The sequence below is a fragment of the Micromonospora sp. A200 genome (assembly GCF_029893845.1).
In the GTDB taxonomy this organism is placed as follows: Bacteria; Actinomycetota; Actinomycetes; order Mycobacteriales; family Micromonosporaceae; genus Micromonospora; species Micromonospora purpureochromogenes.
Genome location: NZ_JARXXY010000001.1, coordinates 1 through 23,231, shown reverse-complemented (window position 1 = coordinate 23,231; position 23,231 = coordinate 1). Strand labels below are relative to the sequence as shown.

The following is a 23,231-nucleotide window of genomic DNA, read 5'->3' as shown; positions in this document are numbered from 1 at the left end:
CGGGTGGGTGGGACGGAGGTCCCGGGCGCGGGAGCGCGTGATCTCCTAGGGTGGGGTCGTGGCCCGCAGCGTCTACCTGACCAGCGTGGGGTCCGGCGGGGGGAAGTCGACCATCGCCCTCGGCCTCGCGGAACTCCTCTCCCGACAGGTCGAGCGGATCGGCGCGTTCCGGCCGCTGGTCGCCGACACCGGCGCCGACCCGATCCTCGCCCTGCTGATCGACCGCTACCGGGTGGACCTGCCGCAGCATGAGCTGACCGGCGCCACCTACGCCGAGGCGAGCGCGCTGGTCGCCGACGGCCGCCGGGAGGAACTGATCTCCCGGATCGTCGAGCGCTATCGCAGCGTCGAGCAGCGCCGCCCGGCCGTGGTCGTGGTGGGCAGCGACTTCGCCGACGGCGGCGACGGCGCAGGCCCCCGCGAGCTGGCCTTCAACGCCCGGCTGGCCACCGAGTTCGGCAGCGTGGTGGTGCCGGTGATCGACGGCTTCGGGCAGGAGCCGGAGGCGATCGCGGCGGCGGCGCGTGGGGCGTACCACGATCTGGAGGACCTGGGCGCGACGGTGCTGGCGGTGATCGCCAACCGGGTGCCCGGGCCGATGACCCTGCCGGAGCTGCCCGTCCCCGCGTACGCCATCCCGGAGGTGCCGACCGTGTCGGCGCCGACGGTGGCCGAGGTGGCGGCGGCGCTCGGCGCCACCCTGCTCGCCGGGGACGACGCCGCGCTCGACCGCGACGTGCTCGACTACGTGGTCGGCGCCGCGCACGTGCCCACCCTGCTCGACCACCTCACCGAGGGGGCGCTGGTGATCACCCCGGGCGACCGGGCGGACCTGCTGGTCGCGGCCAGCGCCGCGCACGTCGCCGGGCAGGTCTCGGTGGCCGGGCTGGTGCTCACGCTGGGCGAGCAGCCCGACCCCCGGGCGATGCGGCTGGTCGAGGGGCTCAACACCGGGCTGGCGGTGCTCTCGGTACGCAGCGACAGCTACGACACGGTGGCCGCGTCCAGCCGGATCGAGGGGCGCCCGAGCCCGGCCAACCCGCGCAAGGTGGAGGCGGCGCTCGGCGCGTTCGAGGGCAACGTGGACACCGTCGACCTGGCCCGCCGGCTGCGGGTCAGCCGGTCCGAGCGGGTCACCCCGCTGATGTTCGAGTACGACCTGATCGACCGGGCCCGGGCCACCCGCCGCCGGCTGGTGCTGCCCGAGGGGGCCGAGGAGCGCATCCTGCGGGCGGCGGAGGTGCTGCTCCGGCGGGGCGTGGCCGACCTGACCCTGCTCGGCCGCCCGGACGACGTCACCCGCCGCACCCGGGAGCTGGGCATCGACGTCACCGGCGCCGACGTCGTCGATCCGGTCACCAGCGCGTGGCGCGACGAGTTCGCCGTCGAGTACGCGCGGCTGCGCGCCCACCGCGGCGTCACGGTCGAACTGGCGCACGACATCGTGGCCCGGCCCAACTACTTCGGCACCATGATGGTGGCCACCGGGCACGCCGACGGCATGGTCTCCGGGGCCACCCACACCACGGCGGCGACCATCCGCCCGGCGTTCGAGATCATCCGGACGGTGCCCGGGGTCTCGGTGGCCTCCAGCGTCTTCTTCATGCTGCTCGCCGACCGGGTGCTGGTCTACGGCGACTGCGCGGTCAACCCCGACCCGGACGCCGCTCAGCTCGCCGACATCGCCATGTCCTCGGCCGACACCGCCGCCCGGTTCGGCATCGAGCCCCGGGTGGCGATGCTGTCGTACTCCACCGGTGACTCGGGGGCCGGGGCGGACGTGGAGAAGGTCGCGGCGGCCACCAAGCTGGTCCGCGAGCGCCGCCCGGAGCTGCTGGTGGAGGGCCCGATCCAGTACGACGCGGCGATCGATCCGCAGGTCGCGGCGACGAAGCTGCCGCAGAGCACGGTGGCCGGCAGCGCGACGGTCTTCATCTTCCCGGACCTGAACACCGGCAACAACACGTACAAGGCGGTGCAGCGCTCGGCGGGCGCGGTCGCGGTCGGCCCGGTGATGCAGGGCCTGCGCCGGCCGGTCAACGACCTGTCCCGGGGCGCGACGGTCGCCGACATCGTCAACACGGTGGCGATCACCGCCATCCAGGCCGCCGCGGAGGCGTCATGACCGACCGGGTACTCGTCCTCAACTGCGGTTCCTCGTCGGTGAAGTACCGGCTCTACGACGGTGAGACGGTCCGCGACTCCGGCACCGTGGAGCGGGTCGGCGAGCCGGGGGGCGGGCCGGCAGACCACGTCACCGCCGTCCGGCAGATCCTGGACCGGCTCGACGTGGAGGGGCTGGGCGCGGTCGGGCACCGGGTGGTGCACGGCGGCCGGCGGTTCAGCGAACCGGTGCTGATCGACGACGCGGTCCTCACCGCGATCCGGGAGCTGGTGCCGCTCGCGCCGCTGCACAACCCGGCAAACCTGGCCGGCATCGAGGTGGCCCGGGAGGCGCTGCCCGACGTGCCGCAGGTCGCCGTCTTCGACACCGCCTTCCACCATGCGCTGCCCGAGGCCGCCGCCACCTACGCCATCGACCGGGACGTCGCCGAGCGCTACGGGGTCCGCCGGTACGGCTTCCACGGCACCTCGCACGCGTACGTCTCACGGCGCACGGCGGAGCTGCTCGGCCGGCCGTACGAGGGCCTGCACACGATCACCCTGCACCTGGGCAACGGCGCCAGCGCCTGCGCGGTCTCCGGCGGGCACAGCGTGGCCACCTCGATGGGCATGTCCCCGCTGGAGGGCCTGGTGATGGGCACCCGCAGTGGTGACCTGGACCCGACGGTCATCTTCCACCTGCGTCGGGAGGGCGGGCTGGGGGTGGACGAGATCGACGACCTGCTCAACCACCGCAGCGGGCTGCTCGGCCTGACCGGCGCGAACGACATGCGCGAAGTGCTCCGACGGCGGGCCGCCGGGGACCCGGCCGCCGCGCTGGCCTTCGACGTCTACTGCCGCCGGATCACCGGGTACGTCGGGGCGTACTACGCCCTGCTCGGCCGGGTCGACGCGGTCACCTTCACCGCCGGCGTGGGTGAGCACGCCGCGGAGGTCCGGGCCGCGGCGCTGGCCGGGCTGGACCGGCTGGGCATCGCCGTGGACCCGGCGCGCAACGCCGGCGCCGGCGACCGGGTGATCTCGCCCGACGGCGCCGAGGTCAGCGTCTGCGTGATCGGCACCGACGAGGAGCGGGAGATCGCCCGGGAGACCCGCGTGGTGGCCGCGACCGCCGGCTGAGCGGAACCGGGTCGGCGGCGGCTCAGCCCAGGGCCAGCCAGCCGGCGACGGCCACCAGCAGCACCGCGACCGCGGCCGCGCCGGCGATCAGTGGCAGGCGGGACGCCACCTCGGCGGGCGCGGCGGGCTCCGAGTGGGCGAAGGCGCGGAACTGCTCGGTGTTGCCGCTGGGGTCAACGTACTCGTCAGACATGCCGGAGACCCTAGCGAAACCGCGCACCCCGCACGGTCCCGCCGAGCCCAGGGTGACGCTTGCGATCCGAGCGGTGGACGGGAACCGGCCGGGCGGCGGGCGGCATCCGGTCCGGACGGTGGGGCCGGGGTGGGGCGCCGGCCCCCTACCGTGCAGGGATGGGGGTGCCGCGGCCGGTCGTCGCGTTGATCACGGCGCTGCTGGCGGGCTGCGCACCGGCCACCGCCGCGGTCGGCGGGCCGCCGCCGGCCGGGCACGCCCCGGACCGGCTCCACCCGGTCGCGGTACGGACCCTCACCATCGACCCGACCGGGTCCCGGCCGCTGCCGGTGACGCTCTGGTACCCGACCGAGGGCGGGCGGGTCGCCCCGGGGCGGTTCCCGGTGGTGATCTACAGCCACGGCCTGTGGAGCCTGCCCGAGCTGCACGCCGGGCTCACCGCCCGCTGGGCGGCGGCGGGGTTCGTGGTGGCCGCGCCGACGTACCCGCACACCAACCTGCGGGCCCGGACGTTCACCCGGTCCGACGTCAGGAACCAGCCGGCGGACGGCTGGCGGCTGGTGCGGCACCTGGCCCGGCTCGACGCGGGCCGGAAGGACCCGCTCGCCGGGCACCTGGACGTCGGCCGGGTCGCCGCCGCCGGCCACTCGGCGGGCGGCTTCACCACCGCCGGCATGTTCACCTCGGGGCACTCGGCCGGGCTCCGCTCCGGCATCGTGATCGCCGGCGGCGGGCTGGCCGGCAGCTTCGCCGGGCCCGCCGCTCCCCTGCTCTTCGTGCACGGCACCGCCGACCCGGTGGTGCCGCTGGCCGTCGGTCGGGCCGCGTACGACCGGGCCGGCCCGCCGGCGGCCTTCCTGAGCGTGCTCGGGCAGGGGCACGGCGAGTACCTGACCCCGGGCCGCCCCGGCTTCGACCAGGTGCTCGCCACCACCACGGACTTCCTCCGCTGGACGCTCTACGACGACCGGGAGGCCGCCCGACGCCTGCCGGCCGACGGCCTCCGGCCCGGTGTCACCGCCCTCGACGACCGCCTGCGTCCCTGAGCGGCGGCCCGGCCACCGACGGTCCGCCGCAGGTCACACTGCGTCCAACAGTGGCCGGACACCCCGGTGACCGGGGCACAATCGGATTCATGTCCCGTCGCCCCACCCCGGTCCTGCTCGCCACCGCCCTGCTCTCCGTCGGCCTCGCCGGCTGCTCGGCGGCTCCCGCCCCGACCGCCCGGCCGGCCGCCCCGCCGGAGCCGCCGAAGGCCACCACCCCGGCGCCGCGGGTCCCCGCCGGCACCGCGCCAGCGCAGACCTTCGCCGTCGGCGTACGCCAGGTGAAGCTGAACCGGGACGGTGACCGCCCGCTGCCGGTGACCCTCTGGTACCCGGCCCGGGGCGCAACCGGTGGCGGGCCGGAGCGGGGGGCGGACGTGGCGGACGGGCGGTTCCCGGTGGTGATGTTCAGCCACGGCCTGAACGGCCGGCCGGACGACTACGCGGAGCTGCTCACCCGGTGGGCGGCGGCCGGGTTCGTGGTGGCCGCGCCGACCTTCCCGCACACCAGCCGGGGCGCCGGCGGCAACGTGCTCGACGTGCTCAACCAGCCCGCCGACGTCTCGTACGCGCTGGACAAGGTGCTCGCGCTGGACGCGAAGGCCGGCGACCCGCTGCGCGGCCGGCTGGCCGCGGACCGGGTGGCCGCGGCCGGGCACTCGGCCGGCGGGGTGACCACCATCGGCCTCTTCACCGCCGGCCGGGACGAGCGCCTCGACGCCGGGGTGGTCTTCGCCGGGACCGCGCTCGGGGTCGGCACCGCCTTCGCCGGGGCCGCCGCGCCGCAGCTCTTCGTGCACGGCGAGGCCGACGAGGTGGTCGACTACGCCGCCGGCAAGGCGGTGTACGACGCGGTCCCCTGGCCGAAGGCGATGCTGAGCCTGCCGAAGGGCGACCACGGCCGGGCCCTGCTCAGCGACGGCGCGGCGCTGCGGGTGGTCTCCGACACCACGCTGGAGTTCCTCCGCTGGACCCTCTACGGCGACGCGGCGGCCCGGGACCGCCTCCCCGCCGACGCCGCCCGCGGCAACCTGGCGACCCTCGACGACCACCTCTGACCCCCGCGGCCGGCCGGCGCACTTACCGAGAAAGAGTGGCCATCCGACGCGGAATGGCCACTCTTTCTCGGAAAGTGCCGGGATCTGGGGGGGTCAGGCGGTGTGGTCGATGACGACCTTGCCGAAGACGTCGCCGGAGTGCAGGCGGGCGAAGGCGTCCTCGACCTTGCTGAACGGCACCACGCTGTCCACCACCGGGCGCACCTCGTGCTCGGCGCAGAAGGCCAGCAGGTCGGTCAGCTCGTCCGGGGTGCCCATGGAGGTGCCGAGGATCTCCAACTGCATGGCGAAGACCCGCCGCAGGTTGATCTTCGGCTCGTGCCCGGCGGTCGCCCCGGAGACCACGATCCGGGCCAGCGGGGCGGCGGACTTCAGCGAGTGGTCGAAGGTGGCCGCGCCGACCGTCTCGATCACCACGTCGACCCGCTCGGGCAGGCGCGCGCCGGGTTCCAGCGCGGTCGCCCCGAGGGCGGCGATCCGCTCCCGCTTGCCGGCGTCCCGGCTGGTCGCGTACACCCGCTTGCCGTGCCCCACGGCGAGCGCGACGGCCGCGGTGGCCACACCGCCGCCCGCGCCCTGGACCAGCACCGACTCGGCGTCGTCGATCCGGCCCTTGGTGGTCAGCATCCGCCACGCGGTCAGCCAGGCCGTCGGCAGGCAGGCCGCGTCGGTCGCCGACAGCCCCGTCGGCAGCGGGATCAGGTTCACCCGGGGTACAGCCACCCGCTCGGCGAGGGTGCCGGCGAAGTGCTCGGAGAGGATGGAGACGCCACGCGGGTCGCCGGGGGTGGGCACCACCGGGTAGATGACCACCTCGTTGCCGTCCGGGTCGGTGCCGACCGCGTCGCAGCCCAGGATCATCGGCAGCTGGTCGGGGGCCAGGCCCACCCCGCGCAGGGACCACAGGTCGTGGTGGTTGAGCGAGCTGGCCCGCACCTGCACGGTCACCCAGTCTTCCTCCGGGTGGGTCGGCTCGGGACGCTCGCCGATGGTCAACGCGGCGAGCGGATTGTCGGTGTCGAAGCTCGAGGCATAGGCGGCACGCATGGTCGGCACCGTAACAAGGAGAACCGCCGCCGACACAGGACCTGCCCCACAACCCCGCCCCCCCCGGCCCTCCGGTCACCACCCCCGCACATTCCGAGAAAGAGTGGCCTCCCGGCGTCAGGAGGCCACTCTTTCTCGGAAACTGCGTGTCCCGGTGGGCGGAGCGCGGTCAGGCGCGGGTGACGCCGTCGCGGCGGGCCGCCTCGGCGACCGCCGCCGCCACCGCGGGAGCCACCCGGGGGTCGAGCGGGGAGGGCACGATCGCGTCGGCGGTGAGCGACTCGGCCACCACCCCGGCGATCGCATCCGCCGCGGCCACCTTCATCCCGTCGGTGATCCGGGTGGCCCGGGCGTCCAGCGCACCCCGGAACACGCCGGGGAACGCCAGTACGTTGTTGATCTGGTTGGGGTAGTCGCTGCGGCCGGTCGCCACCACCGCGACGTGCCGGGCGGCCACCTCGGGGTGCACCTCGGGGGTGGGGTTGGCCAGCGCGAAGACGATGCCGCCGGGCGCCATGCCGGCGATCGCCGCCTCGGGGATCTGCCCGCCGGAGACGCCGACCAGCACGTCCGCGCCGCGCAGTGCCTCGGTGATGTCACCCTGGCGGCCCTCGGCGTTGGTGGACTCCGCCAGCTCGGCCTTGGTGCCGGTCAGCCCCTCGCGGTGCCGGCCGATGATGCCCTTGGAGTCGCAGACCACCACCTGGTCGGGGTTCACGCCGCCGGCGACCAGCATCTTCGTCACCGCCACCCCGGCCGCGCCGGCGCCGCTGACCGCCACCCGCAGGTCGCCGAGCTTGCGGTTGAGCAGCGCCGCCGCGTTGCGCAGCGCGGCCAGCACGACGATCGCGGTGCCGTGCTGGTCGTCGTGGAAGACCGGGATGGCCAGCGCCTCGTCCAGCCGGCGCTCCACCTCGAAGCAGCGGGGGGCGCTGATGTCCTCCAGGTTGATCCCGCCGAAGGAGGGGGCGAGCGCCGTCACCGTCGCCACGATCTCGTCCACGTCCTGGGTGTCCAGACAGATCGGTACCGCGTCCACGCCGGCGAACTGCTTGAACAGCACCGCCTTGCCCTCCATCACCGGCAGCGCGGCGCGCGGGCCGATGTTGCCGAGGCCGAGTACGGCCGAGCCGTCGGTGACGACCGCGACGGTGTGCGACACCCACGTGTAGTCGTCGGCCAGGGCCGGGTCGGCGGCGATCGCCTCGCAGACCCGGGCGACGCCCGGGGTGTAGGCGAGGGAGAGGTCCTCCCGGCTGGTCAGCGGGACCGTCGAGGTGACGGCCATCTTGCCGCCGACGTGCAACCGGAAGACGGGATCAGCGGGATCCACGGTGGACGCAGACATGGTGACTCCAGGATCTGTCGAGCAGACGGAGCGGCCGGCGCGGGCGCGAGGTGAGGCGCCTGGTGGCGGCACGCGGTGCGGGGGGTCACCCGGGCACTTTCCGAGCATAGTCACGCCAGGGGTGCGCCGATGTGAGCAGGGTCATAACAGGTCGCGTGGCAGCCGACCGGGGCGGGGCCAGTAGCGGCACACCACCCGCCCGAGCACGTCGGCCACCCCGTACGCCCGGGAGTCGTCGGTGACGAGTTCGTTGTCGCCGCGTACCCACCAGCCGCCGTCCTGCCGGCGGACCGCGCGCTTGACCACCAGCAGGTCGGGCCGGGTCCGGAAGACCGCGACCACGACGTCGCCCGGCCGGACCGACCGGCCGCCCCGACGGACCAGTACGGCGTCCCCGTGCCGCAGCGTCGGCGCCATGGACGGACCGGTCACGCCGACGGCCGTGAGCCACCGGCGCAGCCGCGCCGCCGGGTCGGCACCCTCGACTGTCACCAGGTTTCCCCTCCACCCCTGCCGGGGACGCCCCCAGGAGTAATGTCGGCTTGGATCATCGCAAACATCCCGTGGAGGACCCAGATGCGACTTCCCCGCATCCTTACGCCCCGTCTGACCGCCAGCGCCCACTGCGACCTGCCGTGCGGCGTCTACGACCCGGCGCAGGCCCGGATCGAGGCCGAGTCGGTCAAAATGATCTGCGAGAAGTACCAGGCGAACACCGACCCGGAGTTCCGCACCCGGGCCATCATCATCAAGGAGCAGCGGGCCGAGCTGGTCAAGCACCACCTCTGGGTGCTGTGGACCGACTACTTCAAGCCGGCCCACTTCGAGAAGTACCCGCACCTGCACCAGCTCTTCAACGAGGCCACCAAGATGGCCGGCGCGGCCGGCGCCAAGGGCGCGACCGACCCGAGCAAGGCCGACGAGCTGCTGCAGAAGATCGACGAGATCTCGAAGATCTTCTGGGAGACCAAGAAGGCGTGACCCTGGCCTCCCCGGCACCGACGATCCGGCCGGCGCGTCCCACGGACGTGCCGGCCGTCGTCGCGATGGTGCACGAACTCGCCGACTACGAGCGCGCCGCCGACCAGTGTCGGCTGACCGAGGAACAGCTCACCGCCGCCCTGTTCGCGACTGCTCCAGGTCGCGGCGCGGCGTCAGACGCGCCGAGCTGGAGTAGTCGTAGCCCCGCGCCGACGTTGTTCGGGCACGTCGCGGTGGACGACCGGGACGAGCCGGTCGGGTTCGCGCTCTGGTTCCTCAACTTCTCCACCTGGGCCGGCGTGCACGGCGTCTACCTGGAGGACCTGTACGTCCGCCCCGAGCACCGGGGCACCGGCGCCGGCCGGCTGCTGCTCGCCGCGCTCGCCGCGATCTGCGTGGAGCGGGGCTACGAGCGGCTGGAGTGGTGGATGATCAACTGGAACCCGGCGGCCCGCTTCTACGCCTCCATCGGCGCGGTGCAACTCGACGAGTGGGTGCCGTACCGGCTCAGCGGGCAGGCGCTGCACGGGCTCGCCGCCCAGTCGACCTCGGCCCCCGCCCGGCCGGACGCCTGAGGGGGTAGAGTCCCCGACCGGGGGGATGAGGCGTGACTCAACTGACCGGCCAGCCGACGACCGACGACGACGTCGTGCACCTCACGGTGCCCGCCGACGGCGGCTACCTCGGCGTGCTGCGCACCGCCACGGCGGGGCTCGCGGCCCGCCTCCAGTTCGCCCTCGACGAGATCGAGGACCTGCGCATCGCCGTCGACGAGGCCTGCGCCATGCTGCTCGCCATCGCCACCCGCGACGCCGAACTGGAGTGCCGCTTCTCGGTCACCGAGGACGCGCTCACCGTCGAGGTGACCGTGCCGACCGTGCTCGGCGCCACGCTGCCGTCGGAGTCCTCGTTCGCCTGGAAGGTGCTCACCGCGCTGACCACCGCCGCCTTCGCGGACGCGGCCGACGGCCGGGCCACCATCTCGCTGCTGACCCGCCGCTCCTCCGGCTACTGAGCCGCGGCGCGGCGCCGGCCACCCGCCGGGCGGCCCGCAGCGGTCACCGGAAGCCCAGGGCGCGCGTCGTGGGCGGGCTGACCAGGAGCGCGCAGACGCCGACGCCGAGGACCATCAGCGGTACGCCGAGCCACCCCAGGCCGCCGGAGATCATGAACCAGCCGACCGGCAGCAGCATCAGCTGGAGCACCATCGCCGGCGCCCGGGCACCGGCCCGGCGACGGGCCAGCGCCGCGCCGAGAGCCCAGAGGGCGGCGGCGCCGGCGAACGCGAACCCGGTCACGAAGAGTGCCGACACCAGATCGGTCTTGGTGGCGGTCAGGTCGGCCCAGATCAGCCAGGCGGCCAGCAGCGCCAGCGCGACCGCCTCGGCGCGCAGCAGCCGTACCGCCCAGCGCAGGGTGTCGGGCACCGGGCCGGAGTCGATGGTCACGCGCGCCACGATACCCGTGACGGATGGGGGTACAGTGCCGCCCATGCGGGCCGTCCTGGTGGTCAATCCGAAGGCCACCACCACCAGCGAGCGCAGCCGGGACGTCCTGGTCCGGGCCCTGCGCAGCGAAGTAGACCTGTCGGTGCGGTACACCCGGCGACGGGGTCACGCCATGGACATCGCCCGGGAGGCGGTCGCCGAAGGGGTCGACGTCGTCGTCACGCTGGGTGGCGACGGGACGGTGAACGAGGTGGTGAACGGCCTGATGAAGGCCGCGCCGCCGGCCACCCGCCCCGGCGGTACGACCGCCGAGCGACTGCCCGCGCTGGCCACCGTGCCGGGCGGTTCGACCAACGTCTTCGCCCGCGCCCTGGGGCTGCCCCGGGAGTGGCCGGAGGGCACCAGCATGATCCTCGAAGGGCTGCGGCTGGGCCGCTCCCGCACGATCGGGCTGGGCCGCGCCGACGACCGCTACTTCACCTTCTGCGCCGGCTTCGGAGTGGACGCGGCGGTGATCCACCGGGTGGAACAGGCCCGCAAACGCGGTCGCGTCTCCACCCCGGCGCTCTACTTCCGCTCCACGCTCAGCCAGTACTTCCTCGACTCCGACCGGCGGCACCCGGCGATCATCCTGGAGCGCCCCGGTGAGGCGGCCGAGGCCGAGCTGGCGACGGTGATAATCCAGAACTGCGCCCCGTGGACGTACCTGGGCGAGCGGGAGATCAATCCGAATCCGGAGGCCTCGTTCGACCTGGGGCTCGACGTGATGGCGCTGCGTCAGCTCCGGGTGGCCAGCACCACACGCACAGTGACGCAGTTCCTGTCCCGACACCCCGATCCGCGCGGCAAGCAGGTACTCCGGCTGCACGACGTGCCCGAGTTCACGCTGATCAGCGCTCGCCCGCAGGCGTTCCAGCTCGACGGCGACTACCTTGGCGAACGGGAGAAAGTCAGATTCACATCCGTTCCCGACGCACTGAGAGTAATCTGCTAGCTCTCGGGTAACGCCCTAGGTTGACGGTCGTTACACCGCACGACGCGGTGGCCGCCACAACGAGGGGTTGGTGCCGGAAATGTCAGCAATGTCACGCGCACTGTACTATATTGATCCTCGACTGTGGTACGCCGGGTAACCAGGGACGCCTGAAATCCGGACAAAAGGGTCGTGAGCTTGCTCACCGTGCGGAGTTTTTCCTCGCGGCACCCTTGACATCGACAGCGTTCGTGAAAGTATTCACAAGCGAACTTGAGTTACCGGGACATTGCCTGGATATGCTCGGCAGGTTGAGCTGTTCCAGCAGGTCCAGGGACTGCACAAGCCTGCTCACGCACTGCCGAATAGTCAGACGCGAACCGTCACGACCGGCACTGCGGACGCATATAAGAAAAGCACCAGCGTTTCTGCCACCCATCCAGAATGAGGAGTGTTGCCGCCATGGACTGGCGCCACGATGCCGTCTGCCGCGACGAGGACCCGGAGCTGTTCTTCCCGATCGGGACGTCCGGTCCGGCCCTCCTGCAGGTGGAGCAGGCCAAGGCCGTCTGCCGGCGCTGCCCGGTGACCGACCACTGCCTGCAGTGGGCGCTGGAGTCCGGTCAGGACGCCGGCGTCTGGGGCGGGATGAGTGAAGAGGAGCGCCGCGCGGTGAAGCGCCGCGGCGGCATCCGGGTGCTGCGCGCTCACTCCGCCTGACCGATCACACAGCCGTACGCCCCGGCCGGGTTCCACCGGCCGGGGCGTTCTGCTGTCCGGGCGCCGCACGGCTGCCCCGGTACCCGGACGGCGCCCGGTCCGATCATCGACGGGCCGGTGAACCCGATCACCACCGCTGCACCGCATCGACCCGCCGCAACACCAGGTCGGCCAGCTCGGGCGCATCGGTCAGCGGCCCGCTGACCGCCACCGCGCCGGCCCGGCCGGCCGCCGCCACCACCCCGTCGTGGAAGAGCCCCGGCGCCAGGAAGTACGCCGCCACGGCCACCCGCCGGGCGCCGGCGGCGCGCAGCCGGGCCACCGCCACGTCGGTCGTCGGCGGCGCCGCTGAGGCGTACGAGACGGTGCAGGGGACCCGCAGTTCGGCGGCGAGCGCCGCGGCGACCCGACCCACCGAGCCACGCGCCCGGGCGTCCCGGGTGCCCGCCGCCGCCAGCACCAGGGCGTCGAAGCCGTCCGGCTCCGCCTCCGCCAACCGCCGCCGCAGCCCGGCCAGCAACCGGGCGTCGACCGTGCCGTCGGCGGGGCCGAGCACGTCGGTGACGCGTACCGCCAGCTCCGGCGCCGTGTCGCGGGCCGCCACCACCGCCGCCGGAATGTCCACCCGCCGGTGGTAGGCGGCGGTGAGCAGCAGCGGCACCAGCACCGCCCGGGTGTGCCCCGCCACGGCCAGCCCGCGCAGCACCGCCGTCGGGTCCGGTGCGGTGTGGTCCAGCCAGCTCGGCAGGACGGCCGTGCCGGGCCGGACCGCCTCGACCGCCCGGGCCAGCGCCCGGGTCGCCTCCGCCGCCCGGGGATCCCGGCTGCCGTGCGCCACCAGCACCACCGGCGGGCGGTCGCCGCCCGGCGCCGGGCAGGGCCGGATCCCCCGCGCCGACCCCGAATGGTCGTCGACCGGCACGGCCGGTCCGCCGGTTCCCGGCGCGGTCTCCCCCGCGCCGGGAACCGGCCCGGTCAGACGTGCAGACCGCACTCGGTCTTCTCGAACATGGCCCAGCGGCCGGCCCGTGGGTCCTCCCCCGCCTTGGTACGCCGGGTGCACGGCCAGCAGCCGATCGAGCCGTAGCCCCGGCTGAACAGCTCGTTGACCGGGATGTCGTAGCGGGAGATGTAGGAGTCCACGTCGGCCTGGGTCCAGGCCGCGATGGGGTTGACCTTCACCTTGCCGCGCCGGGCGTCGAAGGTCACCACCGGCGTGTTCGCCCGGGTGGGCGACTCGTCCCGGCGCAGCCCGGCGGCCCAGGCGTCGTACCCGGCCAGGGCCCGCTCCAGCGGCTCCACCTTGCGCAGCTGGCAGCAGTCGTCGGGCGAGCGGTTGAACAGCCGGGGGCCGTACTCGCCGTCCTGCTGGCCCACGGTGAGCCGGGGGCGGATCGAGCGCACGTTGACCGGCAGCCGGCGGGCCACCTCGTCGCGCACCTTCAGCGTCTCAGGGAAGTGCAGCCCGGTGTCGAGGAAGACCACGTCGACGCCGGGAGCGACCCGGGAGACCAGGTGGGCCAGCACCCCGTCGGCCATCGAGCTGGTCACGCAGAACCGGTCGCCGAAGGTCTCGGCGGCCCAGCGGGCGATCTCCAGCGCCGGGGCACCCTCCAGCTCCCGGCCGGCCCGCTCGGCCAGCACGCGCAGCTCCTCGGGGTCGCGCCCGGCCGGTTCGGCCGGCGTCGGGCCGCCAATGCCGACCAGGCCCAGGTTCGCGGCGGACATCAGGCTCATCGGGCCACCGCCTTGGCGAGCAGGCCGGCGAACTTCACCGTGAAGACGCGGGCGCAGGCGTGGCACTCCCAGGCGCCGTGCCCGGCCTCGTTCGGCCGCAGGTCCTCCTCGCCGCAGTACGGGCAGTACAGCGGCGCGGAACGGGTTTCGCTACTCATCGAAGCTCCTCCTCGTCGACCCTGATCACCCAGTTGGCGAACGTCTCGCCCTCGGTCCGGCCGGCCAGGTAGCGGCGGGCCAGTCGTTCCACGTACTCGGGAAGCTCCTCGGCGGTGGTCTTCAGGCCGCGCAGCTTGCGCCCAAAGCCGGCGGTCTGCCCCTGGGCCATGCCCAGCCCGCCGCCGAGGTGCACCTGGAAGCCCTCCACCTGCCGGCCGTCCGGGCCGACCACCAGCTGCCCCTTGAGGCCGATGTCGGCGACCTGGGTGCGGGCGCAGGCGTTCGGGCAGCCGTTGAGGTGGATGGAGATGTCGGCGTCGAAGTCGCGCAGCCGCTCCTCCAGCCGGGCCACCAACTCCTCGCCGCGCCGCTTGGTCTCGACGATGGCCAGCTTGCAGAACTCGATGCCGGTGCAGGCCATGGTGCCGCGCCGCCAGGCCGACGGCCGAGCCTCCAGGCCGATCCCGCGCAGCGCGTCGACCAGGGACTCCGTCCGCTCCGGCGGCACGTCGAGCACCAGCAGCTTCTGGTACGGGGTGAGCCGTACCCGGTCGCTGCCGTGCGCCTCGACCGCGTCGGCCAGCTGGGCGAGCTGACTGCCGGAGACCCGCCCGACCACCGGGGCGGCCCCGACGTAGTTGCGGCCGTCGCGCTGGCGGTGCACGCCGATGTGGTCGACCGGCTTGTCGGGCAGCTCCGGGGCCGGGCCGTCGAGCAGGGTCCGGCCCAGGTACTCCTTCTCCAGCACCTCACGGAACTTCTCCACACCCCAGTCCGCGACCAGGAACTTCAGCCGAGCCCGGTTGCGCAGCCGGCGGTACCCGTAGTCGCGGAAGATGCCGACCACGCCGGCCCACACGTCCGGCACCTCGTTCAGCGGCACCCAGACGCCCAGCCGCTTGGCCAGCATCGGGTTGGTGGAGAGACCGCCACCGACCCAGACGTCGAAGCCGGGGCCGTGCTCCGGGTGGTCGACCCCGAGGAAGGCGACGTCGTTCGCCTCGTACGGGGTGTCGACCAGCCAGGAGATCGTCGTCTTGAACTTGCGCGGCAGGTTCGAGTACGCCTTGTCGCCGACGTACCGGCGGACGATCTCGTCGATCGCCGGGGTCGGGTCGAGCACCTCGTCGCGGGCCACCCCGGCGACCGGGCTGCCGAGCACGATGCGCGGGCAGTCACCGCACGCCTCGGTGGTCTGCAGGCCGACCGACTCCAGCCGGCGCCAGATCTCCGGCATGTCCTCGACCCGGATCCAGTGGTACTGGATGTTCTGCCGGTCGGTGATGTCGGCGGTGTCCCGGGCGAACTCGCGGGAGATGTCGGCGATCACCCGGAGCTGGGCCAGGTTGAGCTGGCCGCCGTCGACCCGCACCCGGAGCATGAAGAACTCGTCCTCCAGCTCGTGCGGCTCCAGCACGGCGGTGCGCCCGCCGTCGATGCCGGCCTTGCGCTGGGTGTAGAGGCCCCACCAGCGGAACCGGCCACGCAGGTCCTGCGGGTCGATGGCGGCGAAGCCGCGGTGGGCGTAGATGTTCTCGATCCGGGCCCGGACGTTCAGCGGGTCGTCGTCCTTCTTGATCCGCTCGTTGGCGTTGAGCGGCTCGCGGTGGCCGAGCGCCCACTGCCCCTCGCCGCGCGGACGACGGGCTGCCCTGGCGGCGGGCGCCGCCGGGGTCTCCGGGCGAGCCGGGGTGCTGCTGACCGCCATCGCGGCGTCCTCCGTTGTCTGCTGTGCCTCGGTGGGATACGCGGGCGCGGCGGCCGACCCGTGGGACGGGCCGAGGACAACGGTGTCGGAACGGCCGGCGCGCAGTACGCGCCCGAGACAGATGGGTCGGGCGTCGTCAGTAGGCCGGACAGATCGCGCTGCGCACGCGGCCGTAGTCGACGTGGCGACGGGCCACGAAGCGGCGGACGACAGCGGCGGTCATGGGGCCATGCTGCCACACCCCCGGGGGGCCGGCCAACGAGCGCGTGCGCCATCCCACATCACGGGCCGCGCCCCCGCCAGCACCGTCTCCCGCGCTGCGACCCCCTCGGCCCGCCCTTCGACCTCCGCGAATGGGTTTCCCGAGCAGGGCCGGCATCCGCCCGGCATTCCCTCGCGCCCGGTGCTTCGTCACGCCCGACGGTCCTTCAGGCCCGGTGGTTCTTCAGGCCCGGTGGTTCTTCAGGCCCGGTTGCTCTTCCAAGCCCGGTTGCTCTTCCAGGCCCCGGTGGTCGGCACGCGCCCGGTGGTTCGCACGCCCCCGTTGGTCTACACGGCCTCCCGCACTCCTCGGGCGGCCCGCGGTCAGCTCAGGCCCCTGCCACCACCTGCCCTGTGCCGGCCCTTTCGAGCTGATGTCGTGAACGAATCAAGCGCCGCCCGCCGGGTCCCTGCGGTCACGTGTTCGCACCGGCCGAGCGGGGCCGGTCGGGGCGGAGGGTGAAGCGGCAGGCTGTTCGCCGCACTGGTGAATCGTCTACGACATCAGCTCGACAGGGCCCGCACAGGGCACTCAGCCTTCTGAGGCAGCGCCGGGCTTCCGACCAAGCTCCCCAGGGCTGGCGCCAGCCGTCCGGCCAAGCCGCGCGGGGCCAACGCTGGCATCCAGCCACGCTTTCCCGGGCCAACGCCGGGCGTCCGGCCAAGCTGCGCGGGGCCAACGTTGGCATCCAGCCAGGCTTCCCAGGGCCAGCGCCGGGCGTCCGGCCAAGCTGCGCGGGGCCAACGTTGGCATCCAGCCAGGCTTCCCAGGGCCAGCGCCGGGCGTCCCGGTCCAGCTGCGCGGGACAGCGGTGAAGCTCTGGCCGGGTTCGTGGGGATGGGCAGCACGGCGGCCGGGGCCGCTGTGGCAGCGTGGCCCGGCGCGGTGTGGGACGCTCGGCGCGTGGGCAGTATGTCCGGAAAGCGGCATGCGGTGGGAGGGTGGGCACGGCTCGTCTGGGTGCCGCCCCTGCTGGCCACGCTGATCGTCGGGCTCTACGGCATCGGCCACGCCCAGCCCTGGCGGGACGAACTGGCCACCTGGAGTGCCGCCACCCGCCCGCTGGGCGACCTGGTCCGGCTCACCGGCACCGTGGACGCCCCCACCGGGCCGTACTACCTGCTCATGCACGGCTGGGTCCGGCTCTTCGGGGACTCGGCGACGGCGCTTCGGCTGCCCTCGGCGCTGGCCATGGCCGGGGCGGCCGGGCTCACCGCCGTACTCGGCAGGTGGCTGCTGGGGACGCGGGCCGGCCTGCTCGCCGGCCTGCTCTTCGCGGTCCTTCCCGGCACCTCCCGGTACGCCCAGGAGGCCCGCCCGTACGCGTTGGCCAGCCTCTTCGCGGTGCTGGCCACCCTGCTGCTGGTCGCGGCGCTGCGCCGGCCCGCGTGGACCCGCTGGGCCGGGTACGCGGCGGCCGTCGCCGCGCTCGGCCTGACCCACCTGCTGGCGCTCACCCTGCTGGCCGCGCACGCCGCGGTGGTGCTGGTCGCCTGGTGGCGCCCCACGACGGCCGGCCTCGACCCACCGCCCGCACCGGCGACCGGACTCAACCCGCCACCCACCGACCCGGCGGACCGAGAGCCGACTGCCGACCTACCCGCCCCGGCGCACGACCGGAACGGGACGGCCGATCGGGACGGGCGGTTGCCGGTGCGTTGGTTGGTCGCCGTGCTGCCGGCGCTCGCGCTGCTCACCCCGCTGCTGCTCATCGCCCGGAGGCAGCGCTCCCGCCAGCTCGACTGGGTCGAACCGGCACGGCTGGCCGACCTGGCGGCGCTGCCCGGCGGGGTGGCGCAGAGTTCGGTGGTGGGCGGGCTGCTGGTCGGGCTGGCCGCCCTCGGCGCGGTCCGGGCGGGTCGCCGGGCGCTGCTGCCCGGGCTCTGCGTGCTCCTGCCGGTGCTGCTGGTCCTCGTCGGCGCGCTGGTGGTGGCCCTCTGGGTGCCCCGCTACCTGGTCTTCACCGTGCCCTTCGCGAGCGTGCTCGCCGGCGCGGCGCTGGCCAGCGCACCGACAGCCGACCCGCCGGTAGAGCAGCGCGGGCCGGATGCGTCGGCCCGGGCCACGGCCACCGGCCCAGCGGCGTCGGCGTCGGCGTCGGCGTCGGCGTCGGCGTCGACGTCATGGGCGTCGGTGCCGGCAGCGTTGGCGTCGGTGTCGGGGGCGCTCGCGGTCGTGGTGCTCGCCGGGCTGCTCGGCCTGCCCGACCAGGCGGCGCTGCGGCAGACGCACGGCTGGCCGCGCAGCGCGACCGTCGACTACCGGGGGGCGGCGTGGATCGTCGCGGCCGGCCAGCAGCCCGGCGACGCGGTCGTCGTCCACCCCCGGGACGGCTGGCTCTTCCTCGACCTCGGGCTGGCGTACCACCTGGATGCCAGGCCGCGCGACGTGCTGGTGATCCGCGACCAGCGGCAACGCGCGGACCTCTGGGCCACCGAGTGCGCCCGGCCGGCCGAGTGCCTGGCCGGGGTGCGGCGGGTGTGGCTGGTGGTCGCCGGCCGACGACCCGATCCGCTGGCGGCGGTGCCCGGCGCCAAGGGGGACGCGCTGCGGGCGGGCTTCACCGTCGGTCAAGTGTGGCAGCGGCCCGGTGTCACCGTCGCCCAGCTCACCGCGCGCGGCTAGCCGCGCTCCCCGCGGGCCAGCGGCACGACCAGCACGGCCTCGGTGCCGCCGGCCACGCCGGGGCGCAGCTCGATGCTGCCGCGCAGCTCCCCGGTGACGAGCGCCCGGACGATCTGCAGGCCCAGCCGGCCACCGCGCTCGGCGTCGAACTCGGCCGGCAGGCCGCGCCCGTTGTCGGCGACCGAGACGTGCAGCTGCTTGCGGAACCGGTGCGCGGTGACCACCACCTGCGGCGCGGCGCCGCCCTCCGGGCCGGCGGCGCCGTCCTCGCCGGCCGGCGGGAAGCCGTGCTCGACGGCGTTGAGCAGCAGCTCGTTGAGGACCATCACCAGCGAGGTAGCGATCTCGGCGGGCAGTACGCCGAAGCTGCCCTTGCGGCGCATGCCGACGCTCACCTCGGTCGCCGCGACCTCGGTGGCCGCGCTGGCCACCCGGTCGACGATCCCGTCGAACTCGACCGCCTCGTCGCTGGACATGGAGAGCGTCTCGTGGACGAGGGCGATCGAGGCGACCCGGCGTACCGACTCCTCCAGCGCCACCCGGGCCTCTGGCATGGACACCCGGCGGGCCTGGAGGCGCAGCAGCGCGGCGACGGTCTGGAGGTTGTTCTTCACCCGGTGGTGGATCTCCCGGATGGTGGCGTCCTTGGTGATCAGCGCCCGGTCGCGGCGGCGCACCTCGGTGATGTCGCGGACCAGCACCAGCGCGCCGATCGGCACGCCGGCCGGCATCAACGGCAGCGACCGGGTGAGCATGGTGGCGCCCCGGGCGTCGATCTCCCGCCGGGGCGGGGCCTCGCCGCGCAGCGCGGCGAGCACGCCGTTGGCCGCGTCGGTCCCCTCCAGCGGGTCGCTGGCCAGCCGCCGGTGCAGCTTGGCCAGGTCCTCCCCGACCAGGTGGGAGGCGTAGCCCAGCCGCCGGTACGCCGACTGCGCGTTCGGGCTGGCGTAGGTGACCTTGCCGTTGGCGTCCAGCCGGACCAGGCCGTCGCCGACCCGGGGCGCCGAGGTGGTCTCGCCCGGGTGCCGGGGCGGCGGGAAGGTGCCGTCGGCGGTCATCTGGGCCAGGTCGTCGGCGGTGGTGAGGTAGTTCAGCTCCAGCTGGCTGGGCGTACGGGCGGTGGACAGGTTGGTGTCCCGGCCCACCACGGCGACCACCTCACCGGACTCACCGTCGGCGGCGCGCAGCCGGACCGGGATCGCCTCGTGCCGGGCGGGCACGTCGCCGTACCAGACCGGGTCGCCCTCCCGCCAGATCCGGCCCTGCCGGTAGGCGACCTCCAGGTGCGCCACCTCCGGCCCGCCGACGATCCGCCCCACCTGGTCGTCGAGGTACGCGGTGGGGGCGGTCGTCGGGCGGACCTGGGCGACGCAGAGGAACGTCCCGTCGCCGTCCACCGGCACCCACAGCAGCAGGTCGGCGAAGGAGAGGTCGGACAGCAGCTGCCAGTCCCCCGCGATCCGGTGCAGGTGGTCGATGTCGGCCGGCCGGAGCTGGGTGTGCTCCTCGGCGAGGTCGCGCAGCGTGGACACGAGACACAGCGTGCCACGCCGGGCCTCACCTCGTCGCGGTGACCTTCTTCAGCCCGCGCGGGGCGTCCGGGTCCTCGCCCCGGGCCAGCGCCAGCGACAGCGCCAGCCGTTGCAGGGGCAGGATGTCCAGCAGCGGGGCGTACCGCTCGTCGACCTCGGGCACGGCCATCCGGGTGGCCCCCTCGACCTCGGCGGAGCCGACCACCACCACGTCGGCGCGGCGCTCGCCGAGCCGGGGCAGCACCTCCTCCATCGACCGGCCGCCGGGGCCGGAGCCGACCACGGCCAGCACCGGCACGTCCGGGTCGGTCATCGCCAGCGGGCCGTGCAGCAGGTCGGCGCCGGAGAAGGCGAGCGCGGGCAGGTAGGAGGTCTCCATCAGCTTCAGGGCGGCCTCCCGGGCGGTCGGGTACGCGTACCCCCGGCCGGTGGTGACGAGCTGGCCGGCGAAGCGGTAGCGGGGCGCGAGCTGGGCCGGGGTGGGGTCGGTCAGGGTGCGCTCGGCCAGTTCGGGCAGGGCGTTCAGCGCGGCCCGCTCGTCGGCGGGGAGCACCCCGTCGCCGGCCCGGACGCCCTCGATCAGCAGCAGCAGGGCCAGCAGCTCCGCGGTGTACGTCTTGGTCGCGGCGACCGCCCGCTCGTGCCCGGCGGCGATGTCGACGGAGAGCTCGGCGGCCTCGGCCAGCGGCGAGCCGGGGGCGTTGGTGACCGCCAGGGTGAGCGCCCCGGCGTCACGGGCGGCGCGCAGCACCTCGGTGAGGTCGGGCGACCCGCCGCTCTGGCTGACCCCGACGACCAGAGCGTCGGAGAGGTCGGGGCGGGCCCCGTAGAGGGTGACCACGCTCGGCGAGGCGAGCCCGGCCGGCAGACCGAGCCGGATCTCGGTCAGGTACGCCCCGTAGAGCGCGGCGTGGTCGGAGGTGCCCCGGGCGGTGAAGACCACGTGCCGGGGCCGCCGCTGCCCGATCACCGCCGCGACGCGGGCGATCGCCCCGGCGTGCTCGGCGGTGAGCAACCGGGCGTAACCGGCCGGCTGCTCGTCGATGTCGGCGGCCATCCCGGCCCCTGGACGCGTCACGGAAGCTCCTCCCACTGCGCGATTGCCGCGCGTTTCATGCTCAGTCTTGCACCATTGTTCGCGTCTGAGCAATCGTACGAGCAGGAATGCGCAGTGGATCACCAGATCGGCGCGTCATCCCCTAGGCTTGCCCAGCCCTGGAACTGCGAGCGAGAGGCCGACGTGTCGGAGGGACCTGACGAACCCGTGCTGTCCGCCGCGGAGGAGCTCGCGCTGGCCCGGCTGGCGCTCGACGAGGGCGACCTGCCGCACGCCGCCGGTCACCTCGCCGCCGCCATCGTCCAGGCCCCGACCCTGCCCGAGGTGCACGAGACGCTGGCCCGCATCGCCGCGGCCTCCGGCGGCGACCTGGAGCTCTTTCCGCTCGGCCAGCGGGTCTTCGTCGGCGCGGTGGTGGCCCGCGCCCACCTGCTCGCCGCCGCCGGGCGCCCGGCCGAAGGGCTCGACCTGCTGGTCGCCGCCACCGGGCACGCACCCGGCGTCGACTGGGCCGGCGTGCCCTGGGTGAGCGCCCCCGATCTGGCGCGACGACTCGACCCGGAACGCGCCGCCCGGATCCTGATGCAGGTCTGCGCCGCCGTGCCCGACCCGGTGCCCCGGGCCGGCCGGCCGCCGCTGCTGCCGTACCTCACCCTGGCCCGCAACGCGGTGGCCGCGCATCCGCGCCACGCGCTGCTGCTGGGCGCGGCGTCCGCGCTGGCCCGGCGCCTCGGCGAGGTCGCCCTCGCCGTCACCTGGGCCAGCCGGGGGGTACGCGCCGAGCCGACCAAACTCGGCGAGGTGTGGCTCGGGTACGCGTACCGCAGCGCGGGCCGGACCCGGGACGCCCTGGCCGCCCTGGAACGAGCCGTCGACCACGACCCCGACGACCTCGCCGTATACGCGGACATCGCCGGCACCCTGGCCGACACCGGCCGGCTGGACGCGGCGCTGGAGTGGATCGACCGGGCGCTGGCCCGCGACCCCACGTTCGACTGTGCCGTGCACACCGCGCACCGGCTGCGCTACCTGCGCGACGGGGACGTGGCGCACCTGGTCGCCCTCGCTGACTTCGTCCGCGACCATCCCGACGACAGCCACGAGCACGGCGACCTGGCCGAGTGCTGCCGGGGCCGGCCCTGGCTCGGGCAGGTCACCCCGGCGGCCGGCGCGATGGTCGACGCGCTCCGCCGCGCCCTGGCCGCCGACGGCACGCCCGGCGCCTCGGTACGGCTGGCCGCGGTCGAGCCGCCGAGCGCGATGCGTACCGTGGCGGCGGCCGTGCCGGGCCTGGACGTCGAGGTCACCGGCGTGGTTGACCCGGACCCGCGGGAGCCCCGCCGGGCCACCACCTGCCAGCTCTGGCGCTACGACGGCAGCACCGCCGCGCCCACCCTGCCGGTCCCCTCCGCCGACGCGGCGGACCGGGTCCGCCACCTGGCGCATCCCGCCTGGCCCCACCCGCCGGCCGCGTACGACGCCGCGGTGGGGCTGGCCACCCTGGAGCTGGGCGACCTGCTGGGGCTGCTGGTGCATCCGCCCGAGGCGCCCGCGACCGCGCTGGGGCGGGTGCTGACCGGGCAGGACCCGTCGCTCTGGGTGCGGTGCGTGCAGGTCTGGGCCTGCCTCGGCCTGCTGCACCACCGCACCGACGAGCCGTGGGCGGAGTCGACCCGGCGCCGGGTGCTGGTCGAGCTGGTCTGGGGTGTGGAGGACTGGATCACCGAGGCGGCACTGTTCGCCCTGGTCACCGCCGCCTGGGTCGACCCCGCGGTACGCCCCGACGTGGCCGGGGTCGTCGCCGAGCGGCTCGCGGACGCGGCGGAGGTGGCCCGGGACCGGCCGGTGCCGATCGCCACCTCGCTGGCCCACCTGGCGCTGGCCACCCCGGCCCTGGACGAGGCGACCACCGCGCTGGCCGACCGGATCGTCGCCGCCGCGACGGCGCCACCGCCCCGCCGTCCGGGCCTGCTGGCCCGCCTCCGCGCCCGCCTGGCCCGCGCCGTCGGCCGCCCCTGACCCCGCCCCACCGAGCGCCACCCCCGCTCGCGGTTTGCGGCGTGTCGCGGTGTCCGGTCGCCGGGACACCGCGAC

22 protein-coding genes are annotated in these 23,231 nt (G+C 74.7%); 11 read left to right on the top strand and 11 right to left on the bottom strand.

Features of this window, described 5'->3' with window-relative positions; all coding sequences use genetic code 11:
• Positions 1–58 precede the first annotated feature (58 nt).
• Together pta and M2302_RS00105 are read left to right on the top strand one after the other, a co-directional pair.
• On the top strand, positions 59–2,125 hold the full coding sequence (pta, locus tag M2302_RS00110; protein ID WP_280835923.1) for a phosphate acetyltransferase: 2,067 nt from the start codon (positions 59–61) through the stop codon (positions 2,123–2,125).
• A complete protein-coding gene (locus M2302_RS00105) occupies positions 2,122–3,243 on the top strand; it encodes an acetate kinase (RefSeq protein ID WP_280835922.1) in 1,122 nt (373 codons plus the stop codon). Before pta ends, M2302_RS00105 begins: the two co-directional genes overlap by 4 nt.
• Positions 3,244–3,265: 22 nt before the next feature.
• Here M2302_RS00105 and M2302_RS00100 read toward each other — a convergent pair whose 3' ends face one another.
• Positions 3,266–3,436 (bottom strand): hypothetical protein, encoded by a 171-nt coding sequence (locus tag M2302_RS00100; protein WP_280835921.1) that lies wholly within the window; start codon positions 3,434–3,436, stop codon positions 3,266–3,268.
• Positions 3,437–3,594: 158 nt separating this feature from the next.
• Here M2302_RS00100 and M2302_RS00095 point away from each other — a divergent pair, with 158 nt between their 5' ends.
• Together M2302_RS00095 and M2302_RS00090 are read left to right on the top strand one after the other, a co-directional pair.
• Positions 3,595–4,482, top strand: coding sequence for an alpha/beta hydrolase (locus M2302_RS00095; protein ID WP_280835920.1), 888 nt, complete (start codon positions 3,595–3,597; stop codon positions 4,480–4,482).
• A gap of 89 nt (positions 4,483–4,571) precedes the next feature.
• A complete protein-coding gene (locus M2302_RS00090; protein ID WP_280835919.1) occupies positions 4,572–5,540 on the top strand; it encodes a chlorophyllase in 969 nt (322 codons plus the stop codon).
• A 93-nt stretch (positions 5,541–5,633) separates the two neighbouring features.
• On the opposite strand, the gene M2302_RS00085 is transcribed toward M2302_RS00090, so the two are convergent.
• The 3 genes from M2302_RS00085 to M2302_RS00075 form a co-directional block, all read right to left on the bottom strand.
• Positions 5,634–6,596 carry a zinc-binding dehydrogenase gene (locus M2302_RS00085; RefSeq protein ID WP_280835918.1) on the bottom strand — a complete coding sequence of 321 codons (963 nt, stop codon included), beginning with the start codon at positions 6,594–6,596 and terminating at the stop codon, positions 5,634–5,636.
• A gap of 160 nt (positions 6,597–6,756) precedes the next feature.
• Complete coding sequence (locus M2302_RS00080) at positions 6,757–7,935, bottom strand: NADP-dependent malic enzyme (RefSeq protein WP_280835917.1); 1,179 nt, start codon at positions 7,933–7,935, stop codon at positions 6,757–6,759.
• A gap of 141 nt (positions 7,936–8,076) precedes the next feature.
• A complete protein-coding gene (locus tag M2302_RS00075) occupies positions 8,077–8,427 on the bottom strand; it encodes a S24 family peptidase (RefSeq protein WP_280835916.1) in 351 nt (116 codons plus the stop codon).
• A gap of 84 nt (positions 8,428–8,511) precedes the next feature.
• Between M2302_RS00075 and sodN the strand changes: the two genes are divergently transcribed.
• The 3 genes from sodN to M2302_RS00060 all read left to right on the top strand — a co-directional run bounded on the left by sodN (position 8,512) and on the right by M2302_RS00060 (position 9,931).
• A complete protein-coding gene (gene sodN / locus M2302_RS00070) occupies positions 8,512–8,916 on the top strand; it encodes a superoxide dismutase, Ni (RefSeq protein WP_088960486.1) in 405 nt (134 codons plus the stop codon).
• 65 nt (positions 8,917–8,981) lie between these two features.
• On the top strand, positions 8,982–9,491 hold the full coding sequence (locus tag M2302_RS00065) for a GNAT family N-acetyltransferase (RefSeq protein ID WP_280836227.1): 510 nt from the start codon (positions 8,982–8,984) through the stop codon (positions 9,489–9,491).
• 32 nt (positions 9,492–9,523) lie between these two features.
• Positions 9,524–9,931, top strand: a complete 408-nt coding sequence (locus tag M2302_RS00060; RefSeq protein WP_280835914.1) for an ATP-binding protein — start codon at positions 9,524–9,526, stop codon at positions 9,929–9,931.
• Between the two features lie 43 nt (positions 9,932–9,974).
• Here M2302_RS00060 and M2302_RS00055 read toward each other — a convergent pair whose 3' ends face one another.
• Positions 9,975–10,364, bottom strand: a complete 390-nt coding sequence (locus M2302_RS00055; RefSeq protein WP_280835913.1) for a hypothetical protein — start codon at positions 10,362–10,364, stop codon at positions 9,975–9,977.
• Between the two features lie 43 nt (positions 10,365–10,407).
• On the opposite strand from M2302_RS00055, the gene M2302_RS00050 reads away from it, so the two are divergent.
• Positions 10,408–11,358, top strand: a complete 951-nt coding sequence (locus tag M2302_RS00050) for a diacylglycerol kinase family protein (protein WP_280835911.1) — start codon at positions 10,408–10,410, stop codon at positions 11,356–11,358.
• Between the two features lie 441 nt (positions 11,359–11,799).
• Complete coding sequence (locus M2302_RS00045) at positions 11,800–12,057, top strand: WhiB family transcriptional regulator (protein ID WP_088960482.1); 258 nt, start codon at positions 11,800–11,802, stop codon at positions 12,055–12,057.
• A 127-nt stretch (positions 12,058–12,184) separates the two neighbouring features.
• Here M2302_RS00045 and M2302_RS00040 read toward each other — a convergent pair whose 3' ends face one another.
• From M2302_RS00040 to M2302_RS00025, 4 genes are all read right to left on the bottom strand, one after another.
• Positions 12,185–12,943: a CbiX/SirB N-terminal domain-containing protein gene (locus tag M2302_RS00040; RefSeq protein ID WP_280836226.1), complete on the bottom strand. Its 759-nt coding sequence runs from the start codon at positions 12,941–12,943 to the stop codon at positions 12,185–12,187.
• A gap of 89 nt (positions 12,944–13,032) precedes the next feature.
• Entirely contained in the window at positions 13,033–13,794 is a 762-nt protein-coding gene (locus tag M2302_RS00035; RefSeq protein ID WP_280835910.1) for a phosphoadenylyl-sulfate reductase, read from the bottom strand.
• A complete protein-coding gene (locus M2302_RS00030; protein ID WP_280835909.1) occupies positions 13,791–13,952 on the bottom strand; it encodes a hypothetical protein in 162 nt (53 codons plus the stop codon). Before M2302_RS00030 ends, M2302_RS00035 begins: the two co-directional genes overlap by 4 nt.
• Positions 13,949–15,661 (bottom strand): nitrite/sulfite reductase, encoded by a 1,713-nt coding sequence (locus tag M2302_RS00025; protein ID WP_280835907.1) that lies wholly within the window; start codon positions 15,659–15,661, stop codon positions 13,949–13,951. The genes M2302_RS00030 and M2302_RS00025 overlap by 4 nt, the downstream gene beginning before the upstream one ends.
• A gap of 1,195 nt (positions 15,662–16,856) precedes the next feature.
• Here M2302_RS00025 and M2302_RS00020 point away from each other — a divergent pair.
• Complete coding sequence (locus M2302_RS00020) at positions 16,857–18,548, top strand: glycosyltransferase family 39 protein (protein WP_280835906.1); 1,692 nt, start codon at positions 16,857–16,859, stop codon at positions 18,546–18,548.
• On the opposite strand, the gene M2302_RS00015 is transcribed toward M2302_RS00020, so the two are convergent.
• Together M2302_RS00015 and M2302_RS00010 are read right to left on the bottom strand one after the other, a co-directional pair.
• Positions 18,545–20,080 (bottom strand): PAS domain-containing sensor histidine kinase, encoded by a 1,536-nt coding sequence (locus M2302_RS00015; protein WP_280835905.1) that lies wholly within the window; start codon positions 20,078–20,080, stop codon positions 18,545–18,547. The two genes, M2302_RS00020 and M2302_RS00015, sit on opposite strands and share 4 nt — an antisense overlap.
• A gap of 25 nt (positions 20,081–20,105) precedes the next feature.
• Positions 20,106–21,137, bottom strand: coding sequence for an SIS domain-containing protein (locus M2302_RS00010; protein ID WP_280836225.1), 1,032 nt, complete (start codon positions 21,135–21,137; stop codon positions 20,106–20,108).
• Between the two features lie 183 nt (positions 21,138–21,320).
• Between M2302_RS00010 and M2302_RS00005 the strand changes: the two genes are divergently transcribed.
• Positions 21,321–23,156 (top strand): tetratricopeptide repeat protein, encoded by a 1,836-nt coding sequence (locus M2302_RS00005; RefSeq protein WP_280835904.1) that lies wholly within the window; start codon positions 21,321–21,323, stop codon positions 23,154–23,156.
• The last annotated feature ends 75 nt before the right edge of the window (positions 23,157–23,231 follow it).

What these genes read in the sequence shown, in the direction of transcription:
- M2302_RS00025 (WP_280835907.1), bottom strand. Translation starts at nt 15,661, where the DNA reads ATGGCGGTCAGCAGCACCCCGGCTCGCCCGGAGACCCCGGCGGCGCCC.
- M2302_RS00080 (WP_280835917.1), bottom strand. Translation starts at nt 7,935, where the DNA reads ATGTCTGCGTCCACCGTGGATCCCGCTGATCCCGTCTTCCGGTTGCAC.
- M2302_RS00065 (WP_280836227.1), top strand. Translation starts at nt 8,982, where the DNA reads ATGGTGCACGAACTCGCCGACTACGAGCGCGCCGCCGACCAGTGTCGG.
- M2302_RS00050 (WP_280835911.1), top strand. Translation starts at nt 10,408, where the DNA reads ATGCGGGCCGTCCTGGTGGTCAATCCGAAGGCCACCACCACCAGCGAG.
- M2302_RS00090 (WP_280835919.1), top strand. Translation starts at nt 4,572, where the DNA reads ATGTCCCGTCGCCCCACCCCGGTCCTGCTCGCCACCGCCCTGCTCTCC.
- M2302_RS00010 (WP_280836225.1), bottom strand. Translation starts at nt 21,137, where the DNA reads ATGGCCGCCGACATCGACGAGCAGCCGGCCGGTTACGCCCGGTTGCTC.
- M2302_RS00095 (WP_280835920.1), top strand. Translation starts at nt 3,595, where the DNA reads ATGGGGGTGCCGCGGCCGGTCGTCGCGTTGATCACGGCGCTGCTGGCG.
- sodN (WP_088960486.1), top strand. Translation starts at nt 8,512, where the DNA reads ATGCGACTTCCCCGCATCCTTACGCCCCGTCTGACCGCCAGCGCCCAC.
- M2302_RS00100 (WP_280835921.1), bottom strand. Translation starts at nt 3,436, where the DNA reads ATGTCTGACGAGTACGTTGACCCCAGCGGCAACACCGAGCAGTTCCGC.
- M2302_RS00105 (WP_280835922.1), top strand. Translation starts at nt 2,122, where the DNA reads ATGACCGACCGGGTACTCGTCCTCAACTGCGGTTCCTCGTCGGTGAAG.
- M2302_RS00030 (WP_280835909.1), bottom strand. Translation starts at nt 13,952, where the DNA reads ATGAGTAGCGAAACCCGTTCCGCGCCGCTGTACTGCCCGTACTGCGGC.
- M2302_RS00045 (WP_088960482.1), top strand. Translation starts at nt 11,800, where the DNA reads ATGGACTGGCGCCACGATGCCGTCTGCCGCGACGAGGACCCGGAGCTG.
- M2302_RS00035 (WP_280835910.1), bottom strand. Translation starts at nt 13,794, where the DNA reads ATGAGCCTGATGTCCGCCGCGAACCTGGGCCTGGTCGGCATTGGCGGC.